The sequence below is a fragment of the Brenneria sp. g21c3 genome (assembly GCF_040240345.1).
Taxonomy (GTDB): Bacteria; Pseudomonadota; Gammaproteobacteria; order Enterobacterales; family Enterobacteriaceae; genus Brenneria.
In genome coordinates this window covers 60,212-79,518 of the sequence record NZ_JBEIAB010000009.1, presented here as the reverse complement: position 1 = coordinate 79,518, position 19,307 = coordinate 60,212, and the positions used below count along the sequence as shown (strand labels likewise).

Annotated in this window: 17 protein-coding genes and 3 pseudogenes; 12 read left to right on the top strand and 8 right to left on the bottom strand. The window is 52.9% G+C overall.

The window, feature by feature from the left end; genetic code table 11:
- Positions 1–123: 123 nt before the first annotated feature.
- Together ABRZ28_RS14710 and ABRZ28_RS14705 are read left to right on the top strand one after the other, a co-directional pair.
- Positions 124–1,470, top strand: a complete 1,347-nt coding sequence (locus ABRZ28_RS14710) for a glycoside hydrolase family 28 protein (RefSeq protein ID WP_330520668.1) — start codon at positions 124–126, stop codon at positions 1,468–1,470.
- Positions 1,471–1,622: 152 nt separating this feature from the next.
- Entirely contained in the window at positions 1,623–3,200 is a 1,578-nt protein-coding gene (locus tag ABRZ28_RS14705) for an MFS transporter (RefSeq protein ID WP_330520667.1), read from the top strand.
- A 169-nt stretch (positions 3,201–3,369) separates the two neighbouring features.
- On the opposite strand, the gene ABRZ28_RS14700 is transcribed toward ABRZ28_RS14705, so the two are convergent.
- On the bottom strand, positions 3,370–4,170 hold the full coding sequence (locus ABRZ28_RS14700; protein ID WP_330520666.1) for a nuclear transport factor 2 family protein: 801 nt from the start codon (positions 4,168–4,170) through the stop codon (positions 3,370–3,372).
- 95 nt (positions 4,171–4,265) lie between these two features.
- Between ABRZ28_RS14700 and ABRZ28_RS14695 the strand changes: the two genes are divergently transcribed.
- Positions 4,266–4,859: a TetR/AcrR family transcriptional regulator gene (locus tag ABRZ28_RS14695; protein WP_330520665.1), complete on the top strand. Its 594-nt coding sequence runs from the start codon at positions 4,266–4,268 to the stop codon at positions 4,857–4,859.
- On the opposite strand, the gene ABRZ28_RS14690 is transcribed toward ABRZ28_RS14695, so the two are convergent.
- From ABRZ28_RS14690 to ABRZ28_RS14680, 3 genes are all read right to left on the bottom strand, one after another.
- Complete coding sequence (locus ABRZ28_RS14690; protein WP_330520664.1) at positions 4,787–5,011, bottom strand: helix-turn-helix domain-containing protein; 225 nt, start codon at positions 5,009–5,011, stop codon at positions 4,787–4,789. The two genes, ABRZ28_RS14695 and ABRZ28_RS14690, sit on opposite strands and share 73 nt — an antisense overlap.
- A 207-nt stretch (positions 5,012–5,218) precedes the next feature.
- Entirely contained in the window at positions 5,219–5,443 is a 225-nt protein-coding gene (locus ABRZ28_RS14685) for a 5'-nucleotidase (protein WP_330520663.1), read from the bottom strand.
- A gap of 87 nt (positions 5,444–5,530) precedes the next feature.
- Entirely contained in the window at positions 5,531–5,935 is a 405-nt protein-coding gene (locus ABRZ28_RS14680; RefSeq protein ID WP_330520662.1) for a hypothetical protein, read from the bottom strand.
- Between the two features lie 274 nt (positions 5,936–6,209).
- On the opposite strand from ABRZ28_RS14680, the gene ABRZ28_RS14675 reads away from it, so the two are divergent.
- The 7 genes and pseudogenes from ABRZ28_RS14675 (at position 6,210) to ABRZ28_RS14645 (ending at position 12,287) form a co-directional block, all read left to right on the top strand.
- On the top strand, positions 6,210–7,412 hold the full coding sequence (locus ABRZ28_RS14675; RefSeq protein ID WP_330520661.1) for a multidrug effflux MFS transporter: 1,203 nt from the start codon (positions 6,210–6,212) through the stop codon (positions 7,410–7,412).
- Between the two features lie 88 nt (positions 7,413–7,500).
- Positions 7,501–7,647, top strand: a pseudogene (locus ABRZ28_RS14670) (carboxymuconolactone decarboxylase family protein); the annotation flags it as partial.
- Positions 7,648–7,658: 11 nt separating this feature from the next.
- Entirely contained in the window at positions 7,659–8,243 is a 585-nt protein-coding gene (locus tag ABRZ28_RS14665; protein ID WP_330520660.1) for a flavodoxin, read from the top strand.
- A gap of 107 nt (positions 8,244–8,350) precedes the next feature.
- Positions 8,351–9,415: an alpha/beta hydrolase gene (locus tag ABRZ28_RS14660; RefSeq protein ID WP_330520659.1), complete on the top strand. Its 1,065-nt coding sequence runs from the start codon at positions 8,351–8,353 to the stop codon at positions 9,413–9,415.
- 511 nt (positions 9,416–9,926) lie between these two features.
- A pseudogene (locus tag ABRZ28_RS14655) lies at positions 9,927–10,076 on the top strand (transposase); the annotation flags it as partial.
- 344 nt (positions 10,077–10,420) lie between these two features.
- Positions 10,421–11,272: an aldo/keto reductase gene (locus tag ABRZ28_RS14650; protein ID WP_330520658.1), complete on the top strand. Its 852-nt coding sequence runs from the start codon at positions 10,421–10,423 to the stop codon at positions 11,270–11,272.
- Positions 11,273–11,297: 25 nt separating this feature from the next.
- Positions 11,298–12,287, top strand: a complete 990-nt coding sequence (locus tag ABRZ28_RS14645) for an aldo/keto reductase (RefSeq protein ID WP_330520657.1) — start codon at positions 11,298–11,300, stop codon at positions 12,285–12,287.
- A gap of 34 nt (positions 12,288–12,321) precedes the next feature.
- Here the strand turns inward: ABRZ28_RS14645 and ABRZ28_RS14640 are convergent, their stop codons facing one another.
- Positions 12,322–13,215, bottom strand: coding sequence for a LysR family transcriptional regulator (locus ABRZ28_RS14640; RefSeq protein ID WP_330520656.1), 894 nt, complete (start codon positions 13,213–13,215; stop codon positions 12,322–12,324).
- 148 nt (positions 13,216–13,363) lie between these two features.
- On the opposite strand from ABRZ28_RS14640, the pseudogene ABRZ28_RS14635 reads away from it, so the two are divergent.
- Positions 13,364–13,566 (top strand): annotated as a pseudogene (locus ABRZ28_RS14635) (NAD(P)H-binding protein); the annotation flags it as partial.
- Between the two features lie 444 nt (positions 13,567–14,010).
- Here ABRZ28_RS14635 and ABRZ28_RS14630 read toward each other — a convergent pair.
- The 3 genes from ABRZ28_RS14630 to guaB all read right to left on the bottom strand — a co-directional run bounded on the left by ABRZ28_RS14630 (position 14,011) and on the right by guaB (position 17,681).
- Positions 14,011–14,256 (bottom strand): helix-turn-helix domain-containing protein, encoded by a 246-nt coding sequence (locus ABRZ28_RS14630; protein WP_330520655.1) that lies wholly within the window; start codon positions 14,254–14,256, stop codon positions 14,011–14,013.
- Positions 14,257–14,478: 222 nt separating this feature from the next.
- Positions 14,479–16,056 carry a glutamine-hydrolyzing GMP synthase gene (gene guaA, locus ABRZ28_RS14625; protein WP_319605296.1) on the bottom strand — a complete coding sequence of 526 codons (1,578 nt, stop codon included), beginning with the start codon at positions 16,054–16,056 and terminating at the stop codon, positions 14,479–14,481.
- A gap of 158 nt (positions 16,057–16,214) precedes the next feature.
- Complete coding sequence (gene guaB / locus ABRZ28_RS14620) at positions 16,215–17,681, bottom strand: IMP dehydrogenase (RefSeq protein WP_330520653.1); 1,467 nt, start codon at positions 17,679–17,681, stop codon at positions 16,215–16,217.
- 172 nt (positions 17,682–17,853) lie between these two features.
- On the opposite strand from guaB, the gene xseA reads away from it, so the two are divergent.
- A complete protein-coding gene (gene xseA, locus ABRZ28_RS14615; protein ID WP_330520652.1) occupies positions 17,854–19,239 on the top strand; it encodes an exodeoxyribonuclease VII large subunit in 1,386 nt (461 codons plus the stop codon).
- The last annotated feature ends 68 nt before the right edge of the window (positions 19,240–19,307 follow it).

Sequence of the window (19,307 nt, the reverse complement as noted above, 5' to 3'; positions counted from 1 at the left end):
GCGAGATGCGATGCCCTTCACCGATCGCCACAAAACACGCAGATTCCCGTGTTATCCCCCATTTCCCGCGTGCTTCAATCCGTTTATCAACAAGACGACACTCAATACAGACGGAATATTTTCATGAAAATTTCTCTTGATACGGTAAATATCAATCGCGATGGCGCTGAACTCGTCACGGGCTTATTACAGCGCCTGATTGATGATATTCAGGCCGCAGGCGGCGGTACGCTGGTGGTCACGCCCGGCGTCTACCGTACCGGCACCTTGGTGTTACCGTCGAATTTTTGTCTGGAATTAGAAGCAGGCGCCACCTTGCTGGCAAGCGATTGTTATGACGACTATTCCGCAGCGCAAACCCTCACCACGGCAGAACTGTCGCAAAGCGCATTGCTGTATGCCTGCGGCGAACACAACATAACCCTGTGCGGCAGCGGCAAGATCGATGGCAACGCCAACGCTTTCTTTTCCGCCGAGCCCGACGAGCAGGGATACCGCTTACCCCACCCCCATCGCCCGCGCATGGTGGTGTTCGAAAATTGTCGCAGTATCCGGCTGAAAGACTTCACCATTAGGCAATCGCCGATGTGGACGGTACATTTGGTCAGCTGCGAGCTGGTGTTCGTCGCGCGCATTACCATCGATAATGATTTGACGATGGCCAACACCGATGCGCTGGATATCGACAGCTGTGAAAACGTCCACATCAGCGACTGCTATTTCAGCGCCGCCGACGACGGCATCTGTTTGAAGACCACTAAAAAAGCGCCGCATATCCAACGGCCGCTGCGTAATGTGACGGTGACCAACTGCATTTTACGCTCCAAAAGCTGCGCACTGAAAATCGGCACCGAAACCTTTGCCGATGTGGAAAATGTTAGCGTCAACAACTGTTCGATTTATGAATCGAACCGCGCGATCGGCATTATTTCGCGCGACGGCGGCAACTTCTCCCGTTTGATTTTCAGCAATATCACCTACGCCTGTCACTATGCCCATGCATGCCACTGGGGAAAAGCCGATCCGGTATTCGTCTCAGTGCGTTTTCGCGATCCGCGCATCGTGCCCGGCAGCGTATCGGACGTGGTGTTCAGCAATATGGTGGGCGTCACCGAAGGGGCTATCAATCTACATAGCGATATTCAGGGTGCGATCAATAACATTACCTTTAATACCGTGACCCTCCGGCAGCTCGCCTCTGAGAACAGCGCACAGGGCGAATATGACGTACGCCCGCCGTGCAATCCCAAACGCCCAACCGGCATGGGATTAGACAATGCCTACAAGGTCAATCCGTTAACCGGCAACGCCTTTGGCGTGGAACCCTATCCGGGCGGCTTACCGGCGTTATTTGCGCGCGGCGTGGAAGCGTTGCGCCTGAATAATCTCAACATCCTGCGTCCGGAGAGACTGCCTGAAGGATGGAACCCCCAGGAAATCGTGACAGAACAGGCAATAAACGAAAAATAATCCTTTCTCTCTTCATCTTTGCATGCATGTGAATACGGCGCGGCGGTGGTTTTTTCGGGTAATAAAGCGGATCACCGTCGCCTGATTAGCAAAACACAACGCCGGGAATATGAAGAAGAAAATAATAAAAACCGCGAATAAGAGTGCTTACCATGTCAAAAAATAATAGAGAAATAAAACTCTATAACTACATTTGTTATGGGTTGGCAGACGTTATCGGGTCTGGGGCGTTTACGTTGGTAAGCGCATGGTTATTGTTTTTTCTCACTACATTCTGCGGGTTGTCACCGCTGGAAGCCGGTTCTATTTTTGCCGTGGCGCGTATTGTGGACGTTATTATGTGCCCGGTAATGGGCTACATTACCGATAATTTTCATAAGACCCGGCTCGGACGACGTTTCGGCCGCCGTCGTTTCTTCTTGCTGTTAAGCGTGCCTTTAGTGACCGTCTATTCTTTCCTGTGGGTAGAAGGCATGAACTACTGGTTCTATCTGGGCGTGTATATTCTGTTTGAAATCGTCTACACGATGATTCTCATCCCCTACGACACCCTGTCCGCCGAGATGACCTCGGACTTCAATAAACGAGCCAAGCTGACCAGCGCCAGAATGTATATCGCGCAATTATCCGGCTTTGTCGCCGCCTTCCTGCCGGGCCGTCTGGTCGGCTATTTCGGCAAGGAATCCTCGCTGTCGTTCTACTACACCGGCCTGATCTTTACCGCCACCTTTGTCGTGGTGCTGCTGTTTGTCTACTTCGGCACCTGGGAACGTTCGGTGGAAGACGTGGAAAGCCTGGAACGCAACGACGAGCCGAAAGAGAAACGCTCCTTCATGGAGAAGAGTCGCAATATTGCGTTTGATTTCGTCTCTACGTTAAAAATCAAAACATTCCGTTCGCATTTGGGCATGTATCTCGGCGGTTCCGTGGCGCAGGACATCTTCAATTCGGTGTTCACCTACTTCATCGTATTTGCCCTGCTGGAAACCTCGGTGACGGCTTCCAACCTGCTGGGCGCCGTCAACGCACTGCAATTCTTCGGGGTCGGCGTCGCGACCTATCTGACGCTGAAATTCTCGCCCGCCAGGGCGTTCCGTACCCAGGCATCGCTGGCGCTGGTCGCGTTTGCCCTCTTTGGCGTCAGCTACTTCCTGCACGCCACCAGCATGGCACTGCTGTACACCGGCGCAGTCATTGCCGGGTTGGCACGCGGCGGTATCTATGCCATTCCCTGGAACAACTATACCTTCGTGGCCGATGTGGATGAGATTCTCACCTGCAACCGGCGTGAAGGGATTTTCGCCGGCTTTATGAGTCTGCTGCGCAAAGCTTCTCAGGCGCTGTCCATCTTCCTGGTGGGACTGATACTGCAAATGTCCGGCTTCGTTTCTGGCCAAAGCGCGCAGCCACAGTCGGCGATTGACAGCATCATCGCCATCATGATCGTGGTGCCGGTCATTCTGACGCTGTGGGGTATCCTGTCCTCCTACCGCTTCAATATCAACGAACGCACGCACGATATCCTGAACAGAGAAGTTCAACGCCTGAAAAACGGCGGCGATAAGGCGGACGTCACGGCGGACACCCAAGCGGTGATTGAAAGCCTGACCGGGTTGCCCTACGCGCAGTCATGGGGTGACAACCATGTTGGACACTACAATCATAGCCGGATGCTGGAAAAGGAAAAAAACGAACTGAATAACCTGAGTATGACCACGCGAAACCCCTAGCAAGGGGCTATCCAATCACGCGCTTGCCAGCTAGCGCAAAACCGTGGTGCGGTTTTCCGGTGCCCTGTACGCAGCCTCTGCCCTGTTGGTGCGGGGGCGTCCGCGAACTGCCGCACCAGATCATATGGCGCCTCAGCGTTGAGGCTGACCATGGTTCGGCAGGAGACGGTTAGCGGCTCTGTCCCGATACCGCCGCCGCCACGGCGTGGCTGTCCTCCAGCATGCGGTAGCGAGTAATCCGGCCATCGCCGACGGTCAGCACGACGGCAAACGGCGACTCGATAAGGCGGCCGGTGGCGTTGACCCGCGAGGCCAGTTCGCCCAGCACCGCCGCCGTGTCGACGTCGGCCAGAATCCGCTGCACCTCGAAGCGCTCCGGCGTAATGCGCGCGGCCAGTTCCCGGTAGAATGCCCCCACCGACTCGCTGTCGCGGCGCGGGCCGATCCAAGGCACCGCCTCCAGATTGCCGGGGATATCCCAGTCCACCTCGTCGGCGAACAGCGCGAGGATTTCCGCCAGCGCCTGCGGATCGTCGGGCGCCTGCGCGCCGTGATACAGGGCCACTCGCCTGCTGTCTTCGTTGGTCATATCCGGATCGACGTAGATAAAAGTCCGCTTAATAAGCGCCCCGTCGAACTCGAACACGTTGGCGAAGCGCCCCTGCGAGATTTCGCCATCGGGCCATGATCGTCCGTCCGCGGTCACGCCCCACTCGCGCCCTTCCGCCACGATGCGATCGCCCTGCACGGTGAAGATCAGGCCGTCGATATCATGGGTCAGCTGCGCCGCGTCGCGGGCGATGCGTTCGGCGAAACGTTGCAGCGCCGCCTTGCCGCGCGCCGTGCCGAACTTGGGGAAGAAGAACTCAACATCCTCGGTGAACAGATCCAGCAGCGCAGGATCCTTGGCATCGACCTTACGGAAATAGTCGCGAACGGTCTCTATACGGGCGTCGGCATGATCGGACATCGGCTTGCTCCATTTGTGTAAGTTGAATTACAGTATTAACATGAACGCGAATAGCGTCAATAATTATGTAATCGAAAATACAGAAAGGAGACAGTATGGCCCGAGGGCGCCCCCGCAGTTTTGACCGTGATGCCGCACTTAAGTCCGCCATGGAAATCTTCTGGGCCAAAGGCTTCGAAGCCACCCAGCTCGCCGAGCTGATGAGCGCCATGGGCATCAACCCGCCCAGCTTCTACGCCGCTTTCGGCTCCAAGGAGGCCCTGTATCGGGAAGCGCTCGATCTCTATCTCTCCACGGTGGGCGCCGGCAGCATGAAAGTGCTGGCCGAGACGCAAAACGTACGCGCAGCTATCGAGGGCATGCTGCTCGCCAGCCTGAACATTGCGTTGTCCAGCCCGTCTTCCGGCGGCTGCATGGTCAGTCTGGGCCTGTTCAACTGTCAGGAACAGAACGCGCCGCTGCGCGGCCATATGCGAGAACTGCGGCGCAGCACCGAACGGCTGATCCGCCAGCGGCTGGAGCGCGGAATCGCCGACGGCGAACTGCCAACGGAGACCGATACCGCGCGTCTGGCGACTTACTTTTCCACCATCATTCAGGGCATTTCGCTACAGGCTCAGGACGGCGCGGCGCGCGAAACGCTGCTGGGTCTGGTGGAAACGTCGATGGCGGCGTTGCCTGAAGCGTAAAGAATGGGTCGCTGTCGTTTAATGGGATGCGGCTTGCCGCTGCGATAAAGGCGCTCGCCTTTCGGCCAGTGCCGCGTCAGCGCGTTTGCCAGCGAGGACGACTCCAGCCCCGCCTCTCGGGAAATCGCCGCCAGCGTCGTTCCCCTCTTCATATTTGGTGGCTATCTGATATGACAGTCAGTCTATTCCCAAATTTACGACTACTTTCATTTTATAAGGCATACTCTGTATCATGGAGTGATAGCTACATCACTTCATGAGTACAATATAAGCGTTCTGCTCTAGAAATAGAGCCTATGACGCGCATTCCCCTTTATTTTCCATCATTTTGATATTACTTGCTTTTATTTTGAGATTCATTAATAACACCAAAAGGGATATGAACAGATGGCAATATAGATGCCGACGGTTCCAATAAATGGGAAAGCGACTCCTTTTTTTAAAGTGTTATCTTGATTTTCTCTTTGAAATACTCGATATTCCTCTTCACCGTTCTGTCTAAATACATTATCGGATTCTTCTAAATCAAATAATGCACTAGAAGACAAACCTATTACTAATTTATCTGAAAGATTATAAGACATAATACCTCGTGGAAAAATAATCACTTAACATGAAAATGTAACTTCCCTGATAAAATATAATCCAAATATCGACCAACCATGTTCATTCTATTGGTTACGACATACTAAGTTTTCGGCGGAGCGTCGCTTCATCACTTCTTTCACATAGTGGTCAATCAAAATTTTATTGTCCCGACCAACCTGTGCAATAAATGCATGGAGATCATCGTTCGTGGAGTGGAGTATGCCCGACACAAGGCTATCGAAATCGCTTTGTGTGAAGCGGGCATTCCCACGAATCGTCGAATGCTGGAGTAATGTGTGTGCAATAACTTCGAGAACGGCACGTCTATAGTCATCGGAAAGCAGGACATCAAGGTCGGCTTGGCGAAGCTCAAACGTGAAGCCGAAGCTGACAACCCCAGAGTCGACAGGCAGCGAGTAGGTCAATCGATCGCCAAACTGTTCGACATGCGGTTCATATCCATTCCCCATTCGCCGTATTGGTTTCATATTCCTCGTTTTCCTTTTAGCTCGTTTCTTCTTTCTCAGGTATATGAACGTCCCCCAGCATTTCTGGTAAAGCCGCACATCCGATACCATGCCAGGATTGCAAACCTGAACATGGCATCGCCTCTCTTTCCTATGGCATATCCTGCCCATGCCATGAGAGATATCGTTTTCTATTAATGAATACCACTCATAGTCCCTATCCTCCCGCCTGCCATTATCAGCATGCACAAACCCGTTAACATGCACCTATTCCTTCATGTTCAGACGGATCACCATGTTCAACCTACAGTCGCGAACGCAGTCATCTAGGGCTAAACAAACCGGTCTTACTTTTATACTCATTCTCAGCGCCTTAATGGCCGTCACTTCATTATCAACCGATATCTATCTTCCCGCCATGCCCGTCATGGCGAAAGATTTACAGGGTGATGCAGAACTGACAATCACAGGGTTTCTTATTGGATTTTGCATTGCGCAACTTATTTGGGGACCGATTAGCGATCGTTACGGACGGCGTCTGCCGCTGTTCATTGGTCTGGGTTTATTCGTTATAGGATCGGTGGGCTGCGCGTTATCACCAGATATTGTTCAAATTGTCTTCTGGCGTGTTTTTCAGGCGTTAGGCGCCTGTACCGGCCCTATGCTGGCTCGTGCAATGATCCGTGATCTGTTTAGCCGTACCCGTGCAGCGCAAATGTTGTCGACCCTGATGATCATTATGGCTGTCGCGCCGATTGCCGGCCCTCTAATTGGCGGGCAAATGATTAAAGTCACATCGTGGCATGCCATTTTCTGGCTGCTAGCTATTATCGGAACATTAATGCTGATGTCTTTATTCTGGTTACCGGAGACATTACTTGCAGAAAAGCGCTCGCAAGCCTCCGTAACCAGTGCCTTTCGAAACTATTATGCTTTGCTAACCAACGCCAAATACATGCGGTTTACGCTATGCCTGACCTTCTACTACGTCGCAGCGTACGCCTTCATCACCGGCTCCCCGTTTGTGTACATTACGTACTTTGGCGTTGACCCGCAGCATTACGGTTGGCTATTTGCCGTAAACATTGTGGGATTGATGGCTGTAAGCATGGTCAACAGACGCCTGGTTCATCGCTACCCATTGGAAACGTTACTTAAGCTAGCGGTATTCATCGCTACCCTTTCCGCAATAGTACTTGCTGTCGCAACTGGTCTGGGCGTTGGCGGGATCACCGTGATTGTAGTGGCCGTATTCGTGTTCTTCTCTATGAATGGCATCATCGCGGCAACGTCTACGGCTTGTGCGCTGGATGCAGTACCAAATGTCGCAGGCTCCGCATCGGCACTAATGGGCGCATTGCAATACGGCAGCGGCATCATCTCTTCACTGCTTCTGGCGCTATTTAGCGATGGTACGCCATGGACAATGGGCTGGATCATTGCGGTGTTTACGGCTGCCAGCGCCTTGATGGCGCTTACTATTCAGGCAAAAAAATAACCATCACATACCCTATGGTTTCATGAATTTCATTCATAGCGGCTATTTAATGTGGGTAATTATCTTTCTCTCCGACTTCGTTAGTCTTATTGAAGCACAACTGTTATCTCATACGCGAGCAAGCATGCGGGTCGGCCTGACGGCAGCGCAGCTGCGCCAGTTGGCACAGGTTCTGCGTGAACATGGCGAAAATGATGCCGCCATGCGAGCTGAAAAGGCGCTCGCGAGCAAATAAAGGAGTTGGTTATGGAGCATGATCCCACCCGCAGAATATTGATTACCGCGCTTGCCGGGCTCACGCTGGCGAACGTCTCCCTGGCAACAGCTGCGATTGGAAACGTAAAGGTGCGGGGTAAAAGCCGTATTCTGGTGGCGTACTTTTCCCGTAGCGGGAACACACGAGTTATTGCGGGCGTCATTCACCGCAGCCTGAAAACCGATATGTTTGAAATCGAACCGGCCACACCTTATCCGGAAGACTATTTTCAGACCGTTGAACACGCGAAAAATGAGCGTGAACGGGGAGTAAAACCAGCATTAAAAAATAGCGTCGCAGATATCGAACGCTATGAGACCGTGTATTTAGGCTTTCCCGTCTGGGGGACCAGCGTGCCGCCCATTGTGCAAACATTTCTTAGCAGCCATAACCTTGCGGGCAAATTACTCATCCCCTTCATTACTCACGGCGGCTACGGTAAAGGGGACAGCGACGACATCCTTGCAAGTCTGGCGCCAACCGCTCGCCGGGAAAAACCGCTGGTCATTGAATGCGATCAGGAGCGAAGAACCACAGAAACGGTAACCCGTTGGTTAGAGACGATACGCGGCTAATCTTCCGCATTCATGAGTCTGCCAAATAAGGGCAATCAAGGGGGCTAAATAATTAATGCTGGCAACTCAGATATGATTGAACTGCAAACATAACAGAGGATGTAATCTTGAAGACGATCTTAAAAACGCTGGCCATCTGCGTGATGGCAGGCGGCCTGGCGGCTCAGTCCGTCTATGCCGAACCATTGGTCATTCAGCAACAAGGTAGCTTTTCCGCTGGCGGAACCATCATCACCGCACCAGGAACATTTGATGCGAAAAAGCCGCTGGACTCCGCTGGTCAAACTTATCATGGCGATCATGCGTCAGTGTTCTACAAAATCCCGGAGAATCCGCACAAATACCCCATCGTCATGCTGCATGGTGCGGGGCAGTTTTCCCGCACCTGGGAAAGCACGCCTGACGGTCGCGAAGGATTTCAGAACATATTTTTGCGTCGCGGATTTTCAACTTATCTTGTCGATCAGCCGCGTCGGGGCAGCGCCGGGCGCACCACTGTAGAAGGTACTGTCACGCCAAAACCCGATGAGCAAATGTGGTTTAACCAGTTTCGCGTTGGCGTGTGGCCAGAGTATTTTAAAGGCGTTCAGTTCTCTCACGACAAAGAAGCACTAAATCAGTATTTCCGTCAGATGACCCCGAATACAGGGCCGTTTGATATCAATGTTATCTCTGACGCTATGTCCGCTGTAGTAGATAAATCCGGCCCGGCTATCCTCTTCACCCACTCTCAGGGCGGCGGGCCTGGCTGGTACGCTGCGATGAAAAACGACAAGGTCAAAGCTATTGTCGCCTTCGAGCCTGGTAGCAGTTTTGTCTTCCCGGAGAAAGAACTACCAGCCCCTATGCCAAGTGCGTTCGACACGCTGAAGGGTGAATCAGTGCCGATGGAACAGTTTATGGCGCTGACTAAAATCCCGATTCTGATTATTTACGGCGATAACATACCGGATAAGCCTGTCGCCATGCCCGCGCAGGATAGTTGGCGCGTACGTCTGGCGATGGCTCGTGAGTGGCGTGACGTGGTGAACAAGCATGGCGGGGATGTCACTGTGACACATCTGCCTGAGGTAGGAATCAAAGGTAATACCCACTTCCCGTTCTCTGACCTGAATAATGTGCAGATTGCTGATTTGGTAAGTAAATTCCTGAAGGAAAAAGATCTGCAATAGAAAGAAGTCGTATTGAGCCTTCATTATTGAGGGCTCAATACAATCATCAGGCTTTATCAAAAATAAATGGCCTAATCTTGGTGAAGAGCTGTTGAATGTGACTGTTTGCTTTGAGCGAACAACGGACATAGCGGCTCGCTGAAAAGGTCGGTAATTAAAGTGCATCGGCTTTGCTTCTGTATGTACTTGCATGAAAACACTAGAAGAATCTGCGATGTAAGGGGAAAGTCGCCCAATCATAACTCACGTTGATTATCGATCAATTACAACCGCCTCGACGGTTATTGGGGATGATAAAAGCACACATGTGAACCCCACAGCCATCGCTGGGGTAGTCGTCACATGCTTCGATCTTTACGGGCGGGAGATCTGGACGAGATAGAGAAGTGATAACCAGTCCTGACGTGTGCCGGCGAAAATGTCGAGAATCGCCTCGTCAGTCTGTTGGTTATAGCGGAAAAGACAGATGTATTCCCCGGTTGGATCTAACCAGCGGCGCAACTTTACGCCTATGCTGAAGCTGTACATTTATGGATACCTGAGCCGCATTCAGTCCTCACGCAGGTTAGAAAAAGAGGCCCGGCGGAACGTTGAACTGATGTGGTTGCTTGATCGATTAACGCCTGACTTTAAAACTATTGCCGACTTCAGAAAATTCAACAAGTACTGAAGAATTGACTATTAAGTTGCGAGAACAATACGGCTAGCGGTTGCCGCCGCTTTCGCCTTCAATGAAGTTATGGTCGGTATTAAAAGCCCTTGAACCGCCCGAATGAAAATTTATGGGTACTCAGTCAGCTTCGACGACATTCTTACAACGCAGATCAGAAATGTTGCTGAGCGACTTGAAACTATTAGTTTCCACACAGCCTGGGTACAAAGCCGACCTCCGGACACCCTCAAAATTAATGAACACAGCTAATAAACCCTAGCTAATTACCCCGTCTAATCGAATAAATCACTTTGCGTTATGCTTTTCCTGGACAACAGTTGAAGGATAACGTCATGCAAACTGTAAAACTGAATAACGGTATTGACATGCCCCTGCAGGGCTTCGGGGTGTTTCAGATGTCTGATGCCGTTGAATGCGAAAGAGCCGTTATTGATGCCATCGATACGGGATACCGCCTGATCGATACCGCTGCGTCTTACCAGAATGAAACCCAGGTCGGGAATGCGCTGAAACAGACCGGTATCGCACGTAACGAACTTTTTGTCACAACCAAACTTTGGCTGCAGGATACCAATTACGAAGGTGCTAAAGCGCAGTTCGAACGCTCTCTGAATCGACTGCAACTTGACTACGTTGACCTGTATCTGATTCACCAGCCTTACGGTGATGTCCATGGGGCCTGGCGCGCCATGGAAGAACTGCAACAGGCAGGCAAAATTCGCGCCATTGGCGTCAGTAACTTTCATCCTGACAGACTGGCCGATCTTATCGCCTTCAATAAAGTCGCCCCTGCGGTAAACCAGATTGAAGTTAACCCCTTCAACCAGCAACTGCACGCCGTTCCGTGGATGCAAAGCCGTGGCATTCAGCCGGAAGCCTGGGCGCCGTTTGCTGAAGGTAAAAATGGTCTGTTCCAGCATCCCGTGTTAACGGCGATTGGTCAGAAATATGGCAAAAGCGTGGGCCAGGTTGTGCTGCGTTGGATCTTCCAGCGCGGTATCGTTTCGCTGGCGAAATCGGTGCGGAAAGAACGCATGGAAGAGAACATCAACATTCTCGATTTTGAACTCAGTTCTGAGGATATGCTGCAGATTGCCGCCCTCGATACCGCAACCAGCGCATTCTTCTCTCACCGCGACCCCGCAATGGTGGAATGGCTGACTGGCCGCAAACTTGATGTTTAAGTCGCGATAAAAAGGTATTCATTCAATGCAAAAACGTTACCTGGGTAAATCCGGACTCGAAGTATCCGCGCTTGGACTCGGTTGCATGGGCCTCAGCCACGGCTACGGCCCGGCGACAGATACCCGTCAGGCTATCGAACTCATTCGTGCAGCGGTTGAGCGTGGCGTCACGTTCTTCGATACCGCCGAAGTGTATGGCCCCTTCCTTAATGAAGAGGTTGTCGGTGAAGCCTTAAAACCCTTTCGTGACCGCGTGGTCATCGCCACCAAGTTTGGTTTTACCTTCGGTACGGACAACAAGCAGCAGATTTTAAACAGCCGTCCGGAGCATATCCGTGAAGCTGTTGAAGGGTCATTACGCCGTCTTAAGACTGATGTCATTGATCTGCTATATCAACACCGTGTCGATCCGGATGTCCCTATTGAAGATGTTGCAGGAACGGTGAAAGACCTGATAGCTGAAGGCAAAGTCAAACATTTCGGTCTGTCCGAAGCGGGTGTGCAAACCATTCGCCGTGCGCATGCTGTACAACCTGTCACTGCCCTGCAAAGCGAATACTCCATGTGGTGGCGCGAGCCTGAGCAGGAGATCCTGCCGTTACTGGAAGATCTGGGCATTGGTTTTGTGCCATTCAGCCCATTAGGTAAAGGCTTCCTGACGGGATCGATTAAGCCAGGAACCACGTTTGGCAAGGATGATTACCGCAGCACCGTGCCGCGTTTCGCCGCACAAGCGATCGAAGCCAATGAAAAGCTGGTCTCGTTGTTGGGTGAACTGGCAATAGAGAAAGGTGTGACGTCCGCGCAAATCGCGCTGGCATGGCTGCTGGCGCAAAAACCGTGGATTGTTCCCATCCCGGGTACCACCAAACTGCACCGGCTGGAGGAAAACCTGGACGCCGCCGACATCATTCTTTCGCAGGATGACTCACGGCAGATAACACAGGCGCTTGAAACGATTAAAATCGTCGGCGAACGTTACTCGCCTGAGCATCAGGCTCGTGTAGGCCGTTAACACCCTGACGGGTCCACAGCGAATTGCGAACCCGTCATTCCGAGTAGCGAAGTGCATCGATCATCAGCGCAAAAGCGGGCGGATGCTGCTTACGGCTGGGGTAGTAAAGGTAATATCCGGGGAAAGAAGGACACCAGTCTTGCAGAACCTGCATAAGTTCTCCCGACTCTACATAATCCTGCACCCTATCCTCAGGAATACAGGCGATGCCAAAACCGGATAAAACAGCATCAATCCTTTCTGCCAGCAGGTTAAGCGTCACCTGCCCTTCAACTCTCACGCGTAGCGGCTTACCATCTTTCTCGAACTCCCAGTGATAAAGACCACCGGCCGTCGGCAGGCGCATATTGATGCACTGATGGTTTTGTAACTCGTGCGGTGTTTCAGGCACGGGGTTAGCGGCGAAATATGACGGCGCGCCGACCACAGCCATCCGCATATCCGGGCCAATCCTCACGGCGATCATATCCTTATCCACGCTTTCACCCAGACGGATCCCGGCGTCAAAACGCCCCTCAACAATATCGACAAAGCCGTTATCCACCACCAGTTCGACATTAATTTGCGGGTATTCCCTAAGGAAGGGTTTTAGCTTTGGCCATACCAGGCTTCGCGCGGCATGCTCCCCGGCAGATAAACGGATATTGCCGGAGGCTGTGCCGTTCAGTTGAACCAGCGATTCCAGCTCCTGCTCAAGATCGGCGATACGAGGTTCAAGGCAGGCAATAATTCTCTCACCTGCTTCAGTGGGTGCAACACTTCGGGTGGTTCGGGTCAAAAGGCGAATGTTTAACCTTTCCTCCAGTGCTTTCATCGCATGGCTAAGGGCTGACTGAGAAACACCGAGTTTGCCAGCTGCTTTGGTAAAACTTCGCTCCCTTGCAACCACAAGAAAGATTTGCAGTTCGTTGAAGTTTTCTTTGAGCATTGGCGATTTCCTTATTGAAACATCCCCTCCAAAGCGCACTCATGAAGGGTGTTCATAGATACAATCATTTTAGCCCCATTACTGACAATAATGATAATTGATATTCTGGCCGTATCGAAAATAAGTCTGAATTATCAGAAGGTTTATCATAAAAATACTCGTTGCCGGGGCGACAGGAAGTATTGGTCTTCATGTCGTGAATACTACTATTGAAATCGGGGCCACCAACCCGTGGCTCTGGTCAGAAACCGGCGCAAGGTAAAACGGCTTCCTCGTAGAACTGATGTTTTCTATGACGATGTTTCAATGCCTGAAACACTCACCGATTTACCGAGAAATATTGATGCACTCGGTGCAGCCGCCTGCATCAGCAGGTAATCCCCTCAGGCTGAAAGCCTGCCTCAGATATCGGTTCAGTCCTCCTCTGAGAAGTAGGTTGATGAGAATTGGCGGAGGAAATGTGCGTCAGATGACAGGTCGCGCCGGAAAGCGCTGAGATAAGGTAACTGCCGCCGCCGAAGCGAGCGCCCGCAGAATGGCAGCGATGGCGGGCTGGGTGTCGACCTCACAGGTTTGGCCTGCGCATTGCCTTGAAAGTCGTGACAACATGGGATGCTGCTTGCCGCAGCAATAAAGCACCAATAACTTACTGCGCCAGCCTTCCCGCATCAAGCGGCTAATGCGCTGCGCTTGTTGGCTCCCTAACAAATTTCCATTCCATAGAAATCCGTTAAGGAGCGCCGAAATCCATTCGTGCAAAATATAAGGTTTTGTAAACCTCTGCTGAGCTGATTCTCAATCCGACTCCCCTGCCCCACTTTGCCTTCGCCTGATGTTTTCATAGCGCGACGGCCAGATCTCTTCGGGGCGTTTATTTAGCGCCTCGGCGATCAGGCGCTCGCCTTTCGGCCAGTGCCGCGTCAGCGCGTTTGCCAACGTAGACGACGCCAGCCCCGCCTCTCGGGAAATCGCCGCCAGCGTCGTTCCCCTCTTCCTTAAGCCTGCAATAATGTCGGCTGGATGCCAGTCATGTTGCTCCATATATTTCTCCGTATGTTAATGTTGATTTTCAAACGGAGAGTTTGCTCTTTTGCTTTTCGCCAGACCACGGACAATGAGTCACACAAGGTCACCGTATTTTTACGGCAACCCCTAAAATGTACTTTTCAAGGTTTATGCGAGCCAGAAAACAAAATCGCCAGAAAATCCTATGATTTTACTGGCGATTTTAGATGTTCGCGGAACTCAGTGGATGTTAAAAACTTATTCCCACTCGATCGTCGCCGGCGGCTTGCCGGACACGTCGTAAACCACGCGGGAGATGCCGTCCACTTCGTTGATGATGCGGTTGGAGACGCGGCCGAGGAACTCGTACGGCAGATGCGCCCAGTGAGCGGTCATAAAGTCGATGGTTTCCACCGCACGCAATGAAACAACCCAGTCGTACTTGCGGCCGTCGCCCATCACGCCGACGGAACGCACCGGCAGGAAGACGGTGAAAGCCTGGCTTACTTTGTCGTACAGTTCGGCTTTGTGCAGTTCTTCAATGAAGATGGCATCGGCACGGCGCAGCAGGTCGCAATACTCTTTTTTCACTTCACCCAGCACGCGCACGCCCAGACCCGGCCCCGGGAACGGGTGGCGATAAAGCATGTTGTACGGCAGGCCCAGCTCCAGGCCGATTCTGCGTACTTCGTCTTTAAACAGCTCTTTGAGCGGTTCCACCAGACCCAGCTTCATCTCTTTCGGCAGGCCGCCGACGTTATGGTGAGACTTGATCACGTGCGCCTTGCCGGTTGCCGAAGCGGCGGATTCAATCACGTCCGGGTAGATGGTGCCTTGCGCCAGCCATTTCACTTCGGACTGTTTGCACGCTTCTTCATCAAAGACTTCGACAAAGACGCGACCGATGGTCTTACGCTTCACTTCCGGATCGTCGATACCGGCCAGCGCGTCCAGGAAGCGATCTTCCGCCGGGACATGGACGATATTCAGGCCGAAACGATCGCCGAACATTTCCAGCACCTGATCGGCTTCGTTCAGGCGCAGCAGGCCGTTATCCACAAAGACGCAGGTCAGGCGTTTACCGATGGCGCGGTGCAGCAACATCGCCGTGACCGAGGAGTCGACGCCGCCGGACAGACCAAGGATGACATGGTCTTCGCCAACCTGCTGACGAATGCGCTCAACGGCGTCGTCAATAATTTTAGCCGGCGTCCACAGCGCTTCGCACTGGCAGATATCGCGCACAAAACGCTCCAGCAGACGCTGTCCCTGACGGGTGTGCGTAACTTCCGGGTGGAACTGTACGCCGTAAAAACGTTTTTCTTCGTTGGCCATAATGGCGAACGGACAGGTATCGGTGCTGGCGACGGTGACGAAATCGTCGGGAATAGCGGTCACTTTATCGCCGTGGCTCATCCAGACATCCAGCAGCGGCGCGCCGTCAGCGCTCAATGCATCCTGAATATCGGCCACCAGTCGGCTGTCGGTTTTAATTTCAACCTGAGCGTAACCGAATTCACGTTCATTGGAGCCTTCAACATGGCCGCCCAGTTGCATCGCCATGGTCTGCATGCCGTAGCAAACGCCTAATACCGGCACGCCCGCCTGGAAAACATACTCAGGCGCACGCGGGCTGTTGAATTCAGTGGTGCTTTCCGGGCCGCCGGAAAGAATAATGCCGTTAGGATTAAATTCGCGGATCTGCGCTTCTGTGACATCCCATGCCCAGAGTTCACAATACACGCCCAGTTCACGAATACGTCGTGCAACCAGCTGCGTATATTGCGAGCCGAAATCCAGAATAAGAATGCGGTGTTGATGAATGTTTTCTGTCATGGGAAACGTATTCCAAATACGAATATATCCGGCAAACCTCAAGTCGACGGGCTGTTGCACGCCCTTCACCTTGAAATCGATAGGATATAAAAGCTAAAAAGTAATTAAACCCGGTGAATATTACCGGGTTTAACGAATTAAATCAGCCTGTAATCACCTTATGAACCCATACGGTAATTCGGTGATTCCTTGGTAATGGTAACGTCATGGACATGGCTTTCCTGAATGCCGGCGCCGCTGATGCGGACAAACTCCGCCTTCGTGCGCAGTTCATCGATGGTGCCGCAGCCAGTCAGCCCCATACAGGAGCGCAGGCCGCCCATCTGCTGATGCACAATGGCTTTCAGCATGCCTTTGTAAGCCACGCGGCCTTCAATCCCTTCCGGCACCAGTTTGTCCGCCGCGTTATCGCTCTGGAAATAACGGTCGGAAGAGCCTTTGGACATCGCGCCCAGCGAGCCCATACCGCGATAGGATTTGAAAGAGCGCCCCTGATACAGTTCGATCTCGCCGGGGGATTCTTCCGTACCGGCCAGCATCGAGCCGACCATCACACAAGCCGCGCCGGCAGCGATCGCTTTCGCGATATCGCCGGAGAAGCGAATACCGCCGTCGGCGATAACCGGAATGCCGGTGCCTTCCAGTGCTTCGACCGCGTCGGAAATTGCGGTGATCTGCGGTACGCCCACGCCGGTGACGATACGCGTGGTACAAATAGATCCGGGGCCGATACCCACTTTCACCGCGCTCACGCCAGCGTCCGCCAGCGCTTTTGCGCCCGCGGCCGTCGCTACGTTGCCGCCGATAATCGGCAGATCCGGGTATTTTTCACGGGCGGCGCGAATGCGCTGCAATACGCCTTCGGAGTGACCGTGAGAGGAGTCAATCAGCAACACGTCAACGCCGGCCGCAACCAGCGCATCAATGCGTTCTTCATTACCGTCGCCTGCGCCGACGGCCGCGCCAACGCGCAGACGGCCATGTTCGTCTTTACACGCGTTAGGTTTACGTTCCGCTTTCTGAAAATCTTTTACCGTGATCATGCCGAGCAGGTGGAACTTATCATCCACCACCAGCGCTTTCTCAACGCGTTTTTCATGCATTCTGTGCAGCACGACTTCACGGGCTTCGTCGGCTTTTACCGTGACCAGACGTTCTTTCGGCGTCATCACCGCGCTGACCGGCAGATCCAAATCGGTGACGAAACGTACGTCACGACCGGTGATGATGCCAACCAGTTCATTACCTTCGGCAACCACCGGATAACCGGCAAAACCATTGCGTTCGGTCAGTTCCCTTACCTGACGCAGCGTGGTGGTTGGCGTAACGGTTTGAGGATCAACCACCACGCCGCTTTCATGTCTTTTTACCCGGCTGACTTCTTCAGCCTGACGTTCAATCGACATATTTTTATGAATAAAGCCGAGACCGCCTTCCTGCGCCAGCGCAATCGCCAGATTGGATTCCGTTACGGTATCCATCGCGGCAGACAACATAGGAATATTCAGGCGAATGGTTTTCGTCAGTTGGGTGGTTAAATCAGCCGTATTAGGCAAGACGGTAGAATGAGCGGGAACAAGGAGGACGTCGTCAAACGTCAATGCTTCTTTAGCGATACGTAACATGGGCAATATCTCACCAAGGTGGATGTGAAGAACAGATAAAATATTGCCGTGGCATTATACAGAGCGTAACCGATTGTCTCCAGTGTTTTTTAAAAAAAATGCTTGATTACCTGTTACAGCCAGGTACTATCGATCAATTAAGTCTCTGTTTTAAAATTTGATCTGGCTCACAATGTCTCAATTCCCCTCTTCTGCGATTTTTACCGTTAGCCGCCTGAACCAGACGGTGCGACAACTGCTGGAAATGGAAATGGGCCAGATATGGCTTTCCGGCGAAATATCCAACCTTTCTCAGCCGTCATCCGGCCATTGGTATTTCACGCTGAAAGATGAACGCGCGCAGGTCCGCTGCGCCATGTTTCGCAACAGCAACCGCCGCGTCGTCTTCCGCCCGCAAAACGGTCAGCAGGTGTTGATACGCGCTTCGATTACGCTGTATGAACCACGCGGCGATTACCAACTGCTGGCGGAAAGTATGCAGCCGGCGGGCGACGGCCTGCTGCAACAGCAGTTTGAACAGCTAAAACAGAAACTCGCCGCGGAAGGGCTTTTCGATCAGCAATTCAAACAGGCATTGCCAAGCCCCGCCAAACGGGTCGGGGTCATCACCTCAGCCAGCGGCGCCGCCCTGCACGATATTTTACAGGTTCTGCAACGTCGCGATCCGTCGCTGCCGGTGGTGGTCTATCCAACCGCGGTACAGGGCAACGAAGCGCCGCTACAGATTGTGCGCGCGATCGATCTCGCTAACCTGCGCGCCGAATGCGATGTGCTGATCGTAGGGCGTGGCGGCGGCTCGCTGGAAGATTTATGGAGTTTCAACGATGAACGGGTGGCTCGGGCGATTTTCGCCAGCCGGATTCCCGTCGTCAGCGCCGTCGGCCATGAAACCGACGTCACCATCGCCGATTTCGTCGGCGATTTGCGCGCGCCTACGCCGTCGGCGGCCGCGGAACTGGTCAGCCGTAATCAGCTCGAACTCATCCGCCAGATACAATCGCAGCGCCAGCGCTTAGAAATGGCGATGGATTATTACCTCGCCCAGCGCAGTCGCGACTTTACCCGTCTGCAACATCGCTTACAGCAGCAACATCCGCAGTTGCGCCTGGCTCGTCAGCAGACGCAACTGGTCAGGCTGCGCCAGCGGCTGGATGAGGGGATGCAGTTGCAGCTCAAACAGCTAGCGCGCCGCAGTGAGCGTTTACAACAGCGACTGATACAGCAACAACCGCAACCCAGGATCCATCGTGCGCAACAGCGTTTACAGCAGTTGCAGTATCAGATGCGCTACGCCCTTGAGCGCCGGCTCAATCAGCATAAACAGCGGCTGGGCGTCGCCTGCTCGCATCTGGAGGGAGTCAGTCCGCTGGCGACGCTGGCGCGCGGTTATAACGTCACCACTACGCCGGACGGCCAGGTGCTGAAGAATATCGCCCAGGCCGAGCCGGGAGCCATGTTGAAGACCCGCCTGCAAGACGGTTGGGTAGAAAGTCAGGTCACCATGCTGATGCCGGAAAACGCGACGGCATTAATAGCTAAACGGCGCAAAAAAAGATAGAAATACCCTGCTAAACTATATTTACCTTAGGTAATTATTAGCAGTCCCCGTTTTCGATCGTCTGAATT

What these genes read in the sequence shown, in the direction of transcription:
- guaA (WP_319605296.1), bottom strand. Translation starts at nt 16,056, where the DNA reads ATGACAGAAAACATTCATCAACACCGCATTCTTATTCTGGATTTCGGC.
- ABRZ28_RS14665 (WP_330520660.1), top strand. Translation starts at nt 7,659, where the DNA reads ATGGAGCATGATCCCACCCGCAGAATATTGATTACCGCGCTTGCCGGG.
- ABRZ28_RS14690 (WP_330520664.1), bottom strand. Translation starts at nt 5,011, where the DNA reads ATGAAGAGGGGAACGACGCTGGCGGCGATTTCCCGAGAGGCGGGGCTG.
- ABRZ28_RS14705 (WP_330520667.1), top strand. Translation starts at nt 1,623, where the DNA reads ATGTCAAAAAATAATAGAGAAATAAAACTCTATAACTACATTTGTTAT.
- ABRZ28_RS14630 (WP_330520655.1), bottom strand. Translation starts at nt 14,256, where the DNA reads ATGGAGCAACATGACTGGCATCCAGCCGACATTATTGCAGGCTTAAGG.
- ABRZ28_RS14650 (WP_330520658.1), top strand. Translation starts at nt 10,421, where the DNA reads ATGCAAACTGTAAAACTGAATAACGGTATTGACATGCCCCTGCAGGGC.
- ABRZ28_RS14680 (WP_330520662.1), bottom strand. Translation starts at nt 5,935, where the DNA reads ATGAAACCAATACGGCGAATGGGGAATGGATATGAACCGCATGTCGAA.
- ABRZ28_RS14645 (WP_330520657.1), top strand. Translation starts at nt 11,298, where the DNA reads ATGCAAAAACGTTACCTGGGTAAATCCGGACTCGAAGTATCCGCGCTT.
- ABRZ28_RS14685 (WP_330520663.1), bottom strand. Translation starts at nt 5,443, where the DNA reads ATGTCTTATAATCTTTCAGATAAATTAGTAATAGGTTTGTCTTCTAGT.
- xseA (WP_330520652.1), top strand. Translation starts at nt 17,854, where the DNA reads ATGTCTCAATTCCCCTCTTCTGCGATTTTTACCGTTAGCCGCCTGAAC.
- ABRZ28_RS14700 (WP_330520666.1), bottom strand. Translation starts at nt 4,170, where the DNA reads ATGTCCGATCATGCCGACGCCCGTATAGAGACCGTTCGCGACTATTTC.
- ABRZ28_RS14710 (WP_330520668.1), top strand. Translation starts at nt 124, where the DNA reads ATGAAAATTTCTCTTGATACGGTAAATATCAATCGCGATGGCGCTGAA.
- ABRZ28_RS14640 (WP_330520656.1), bottom strand. Translation starts at nt 13,215, where the DNA reads ATGCTCAAAGAAAACTTCAACGAACTGCAAATCTTTCTTGTGGTTGCA.
- ABRZ28_RS14675 (WP_330520661.1), top strand. Translation starts at nt 6,210, where the DNA reads ATGTTCAACCTACAGTCGCGAACGCAGTCATCTAGGGCTAAACAAACC.
- guaB (WP_330520653.1), bottom strand. Translation starts at nt 17,681, where the DNA reads ATGTTACGTATCGCTAAAGAAGCATTGACGTTTGACGACGTCCTCCTT.
- ABRZ28_RS14695 (WP_330520665.1), top strand. Translation starts at nt 4,266, where the DNA reads ATGGCCCGAGGGCGCCCCCGCAGTTTTGACCGTGATGCCGCACTTAAG.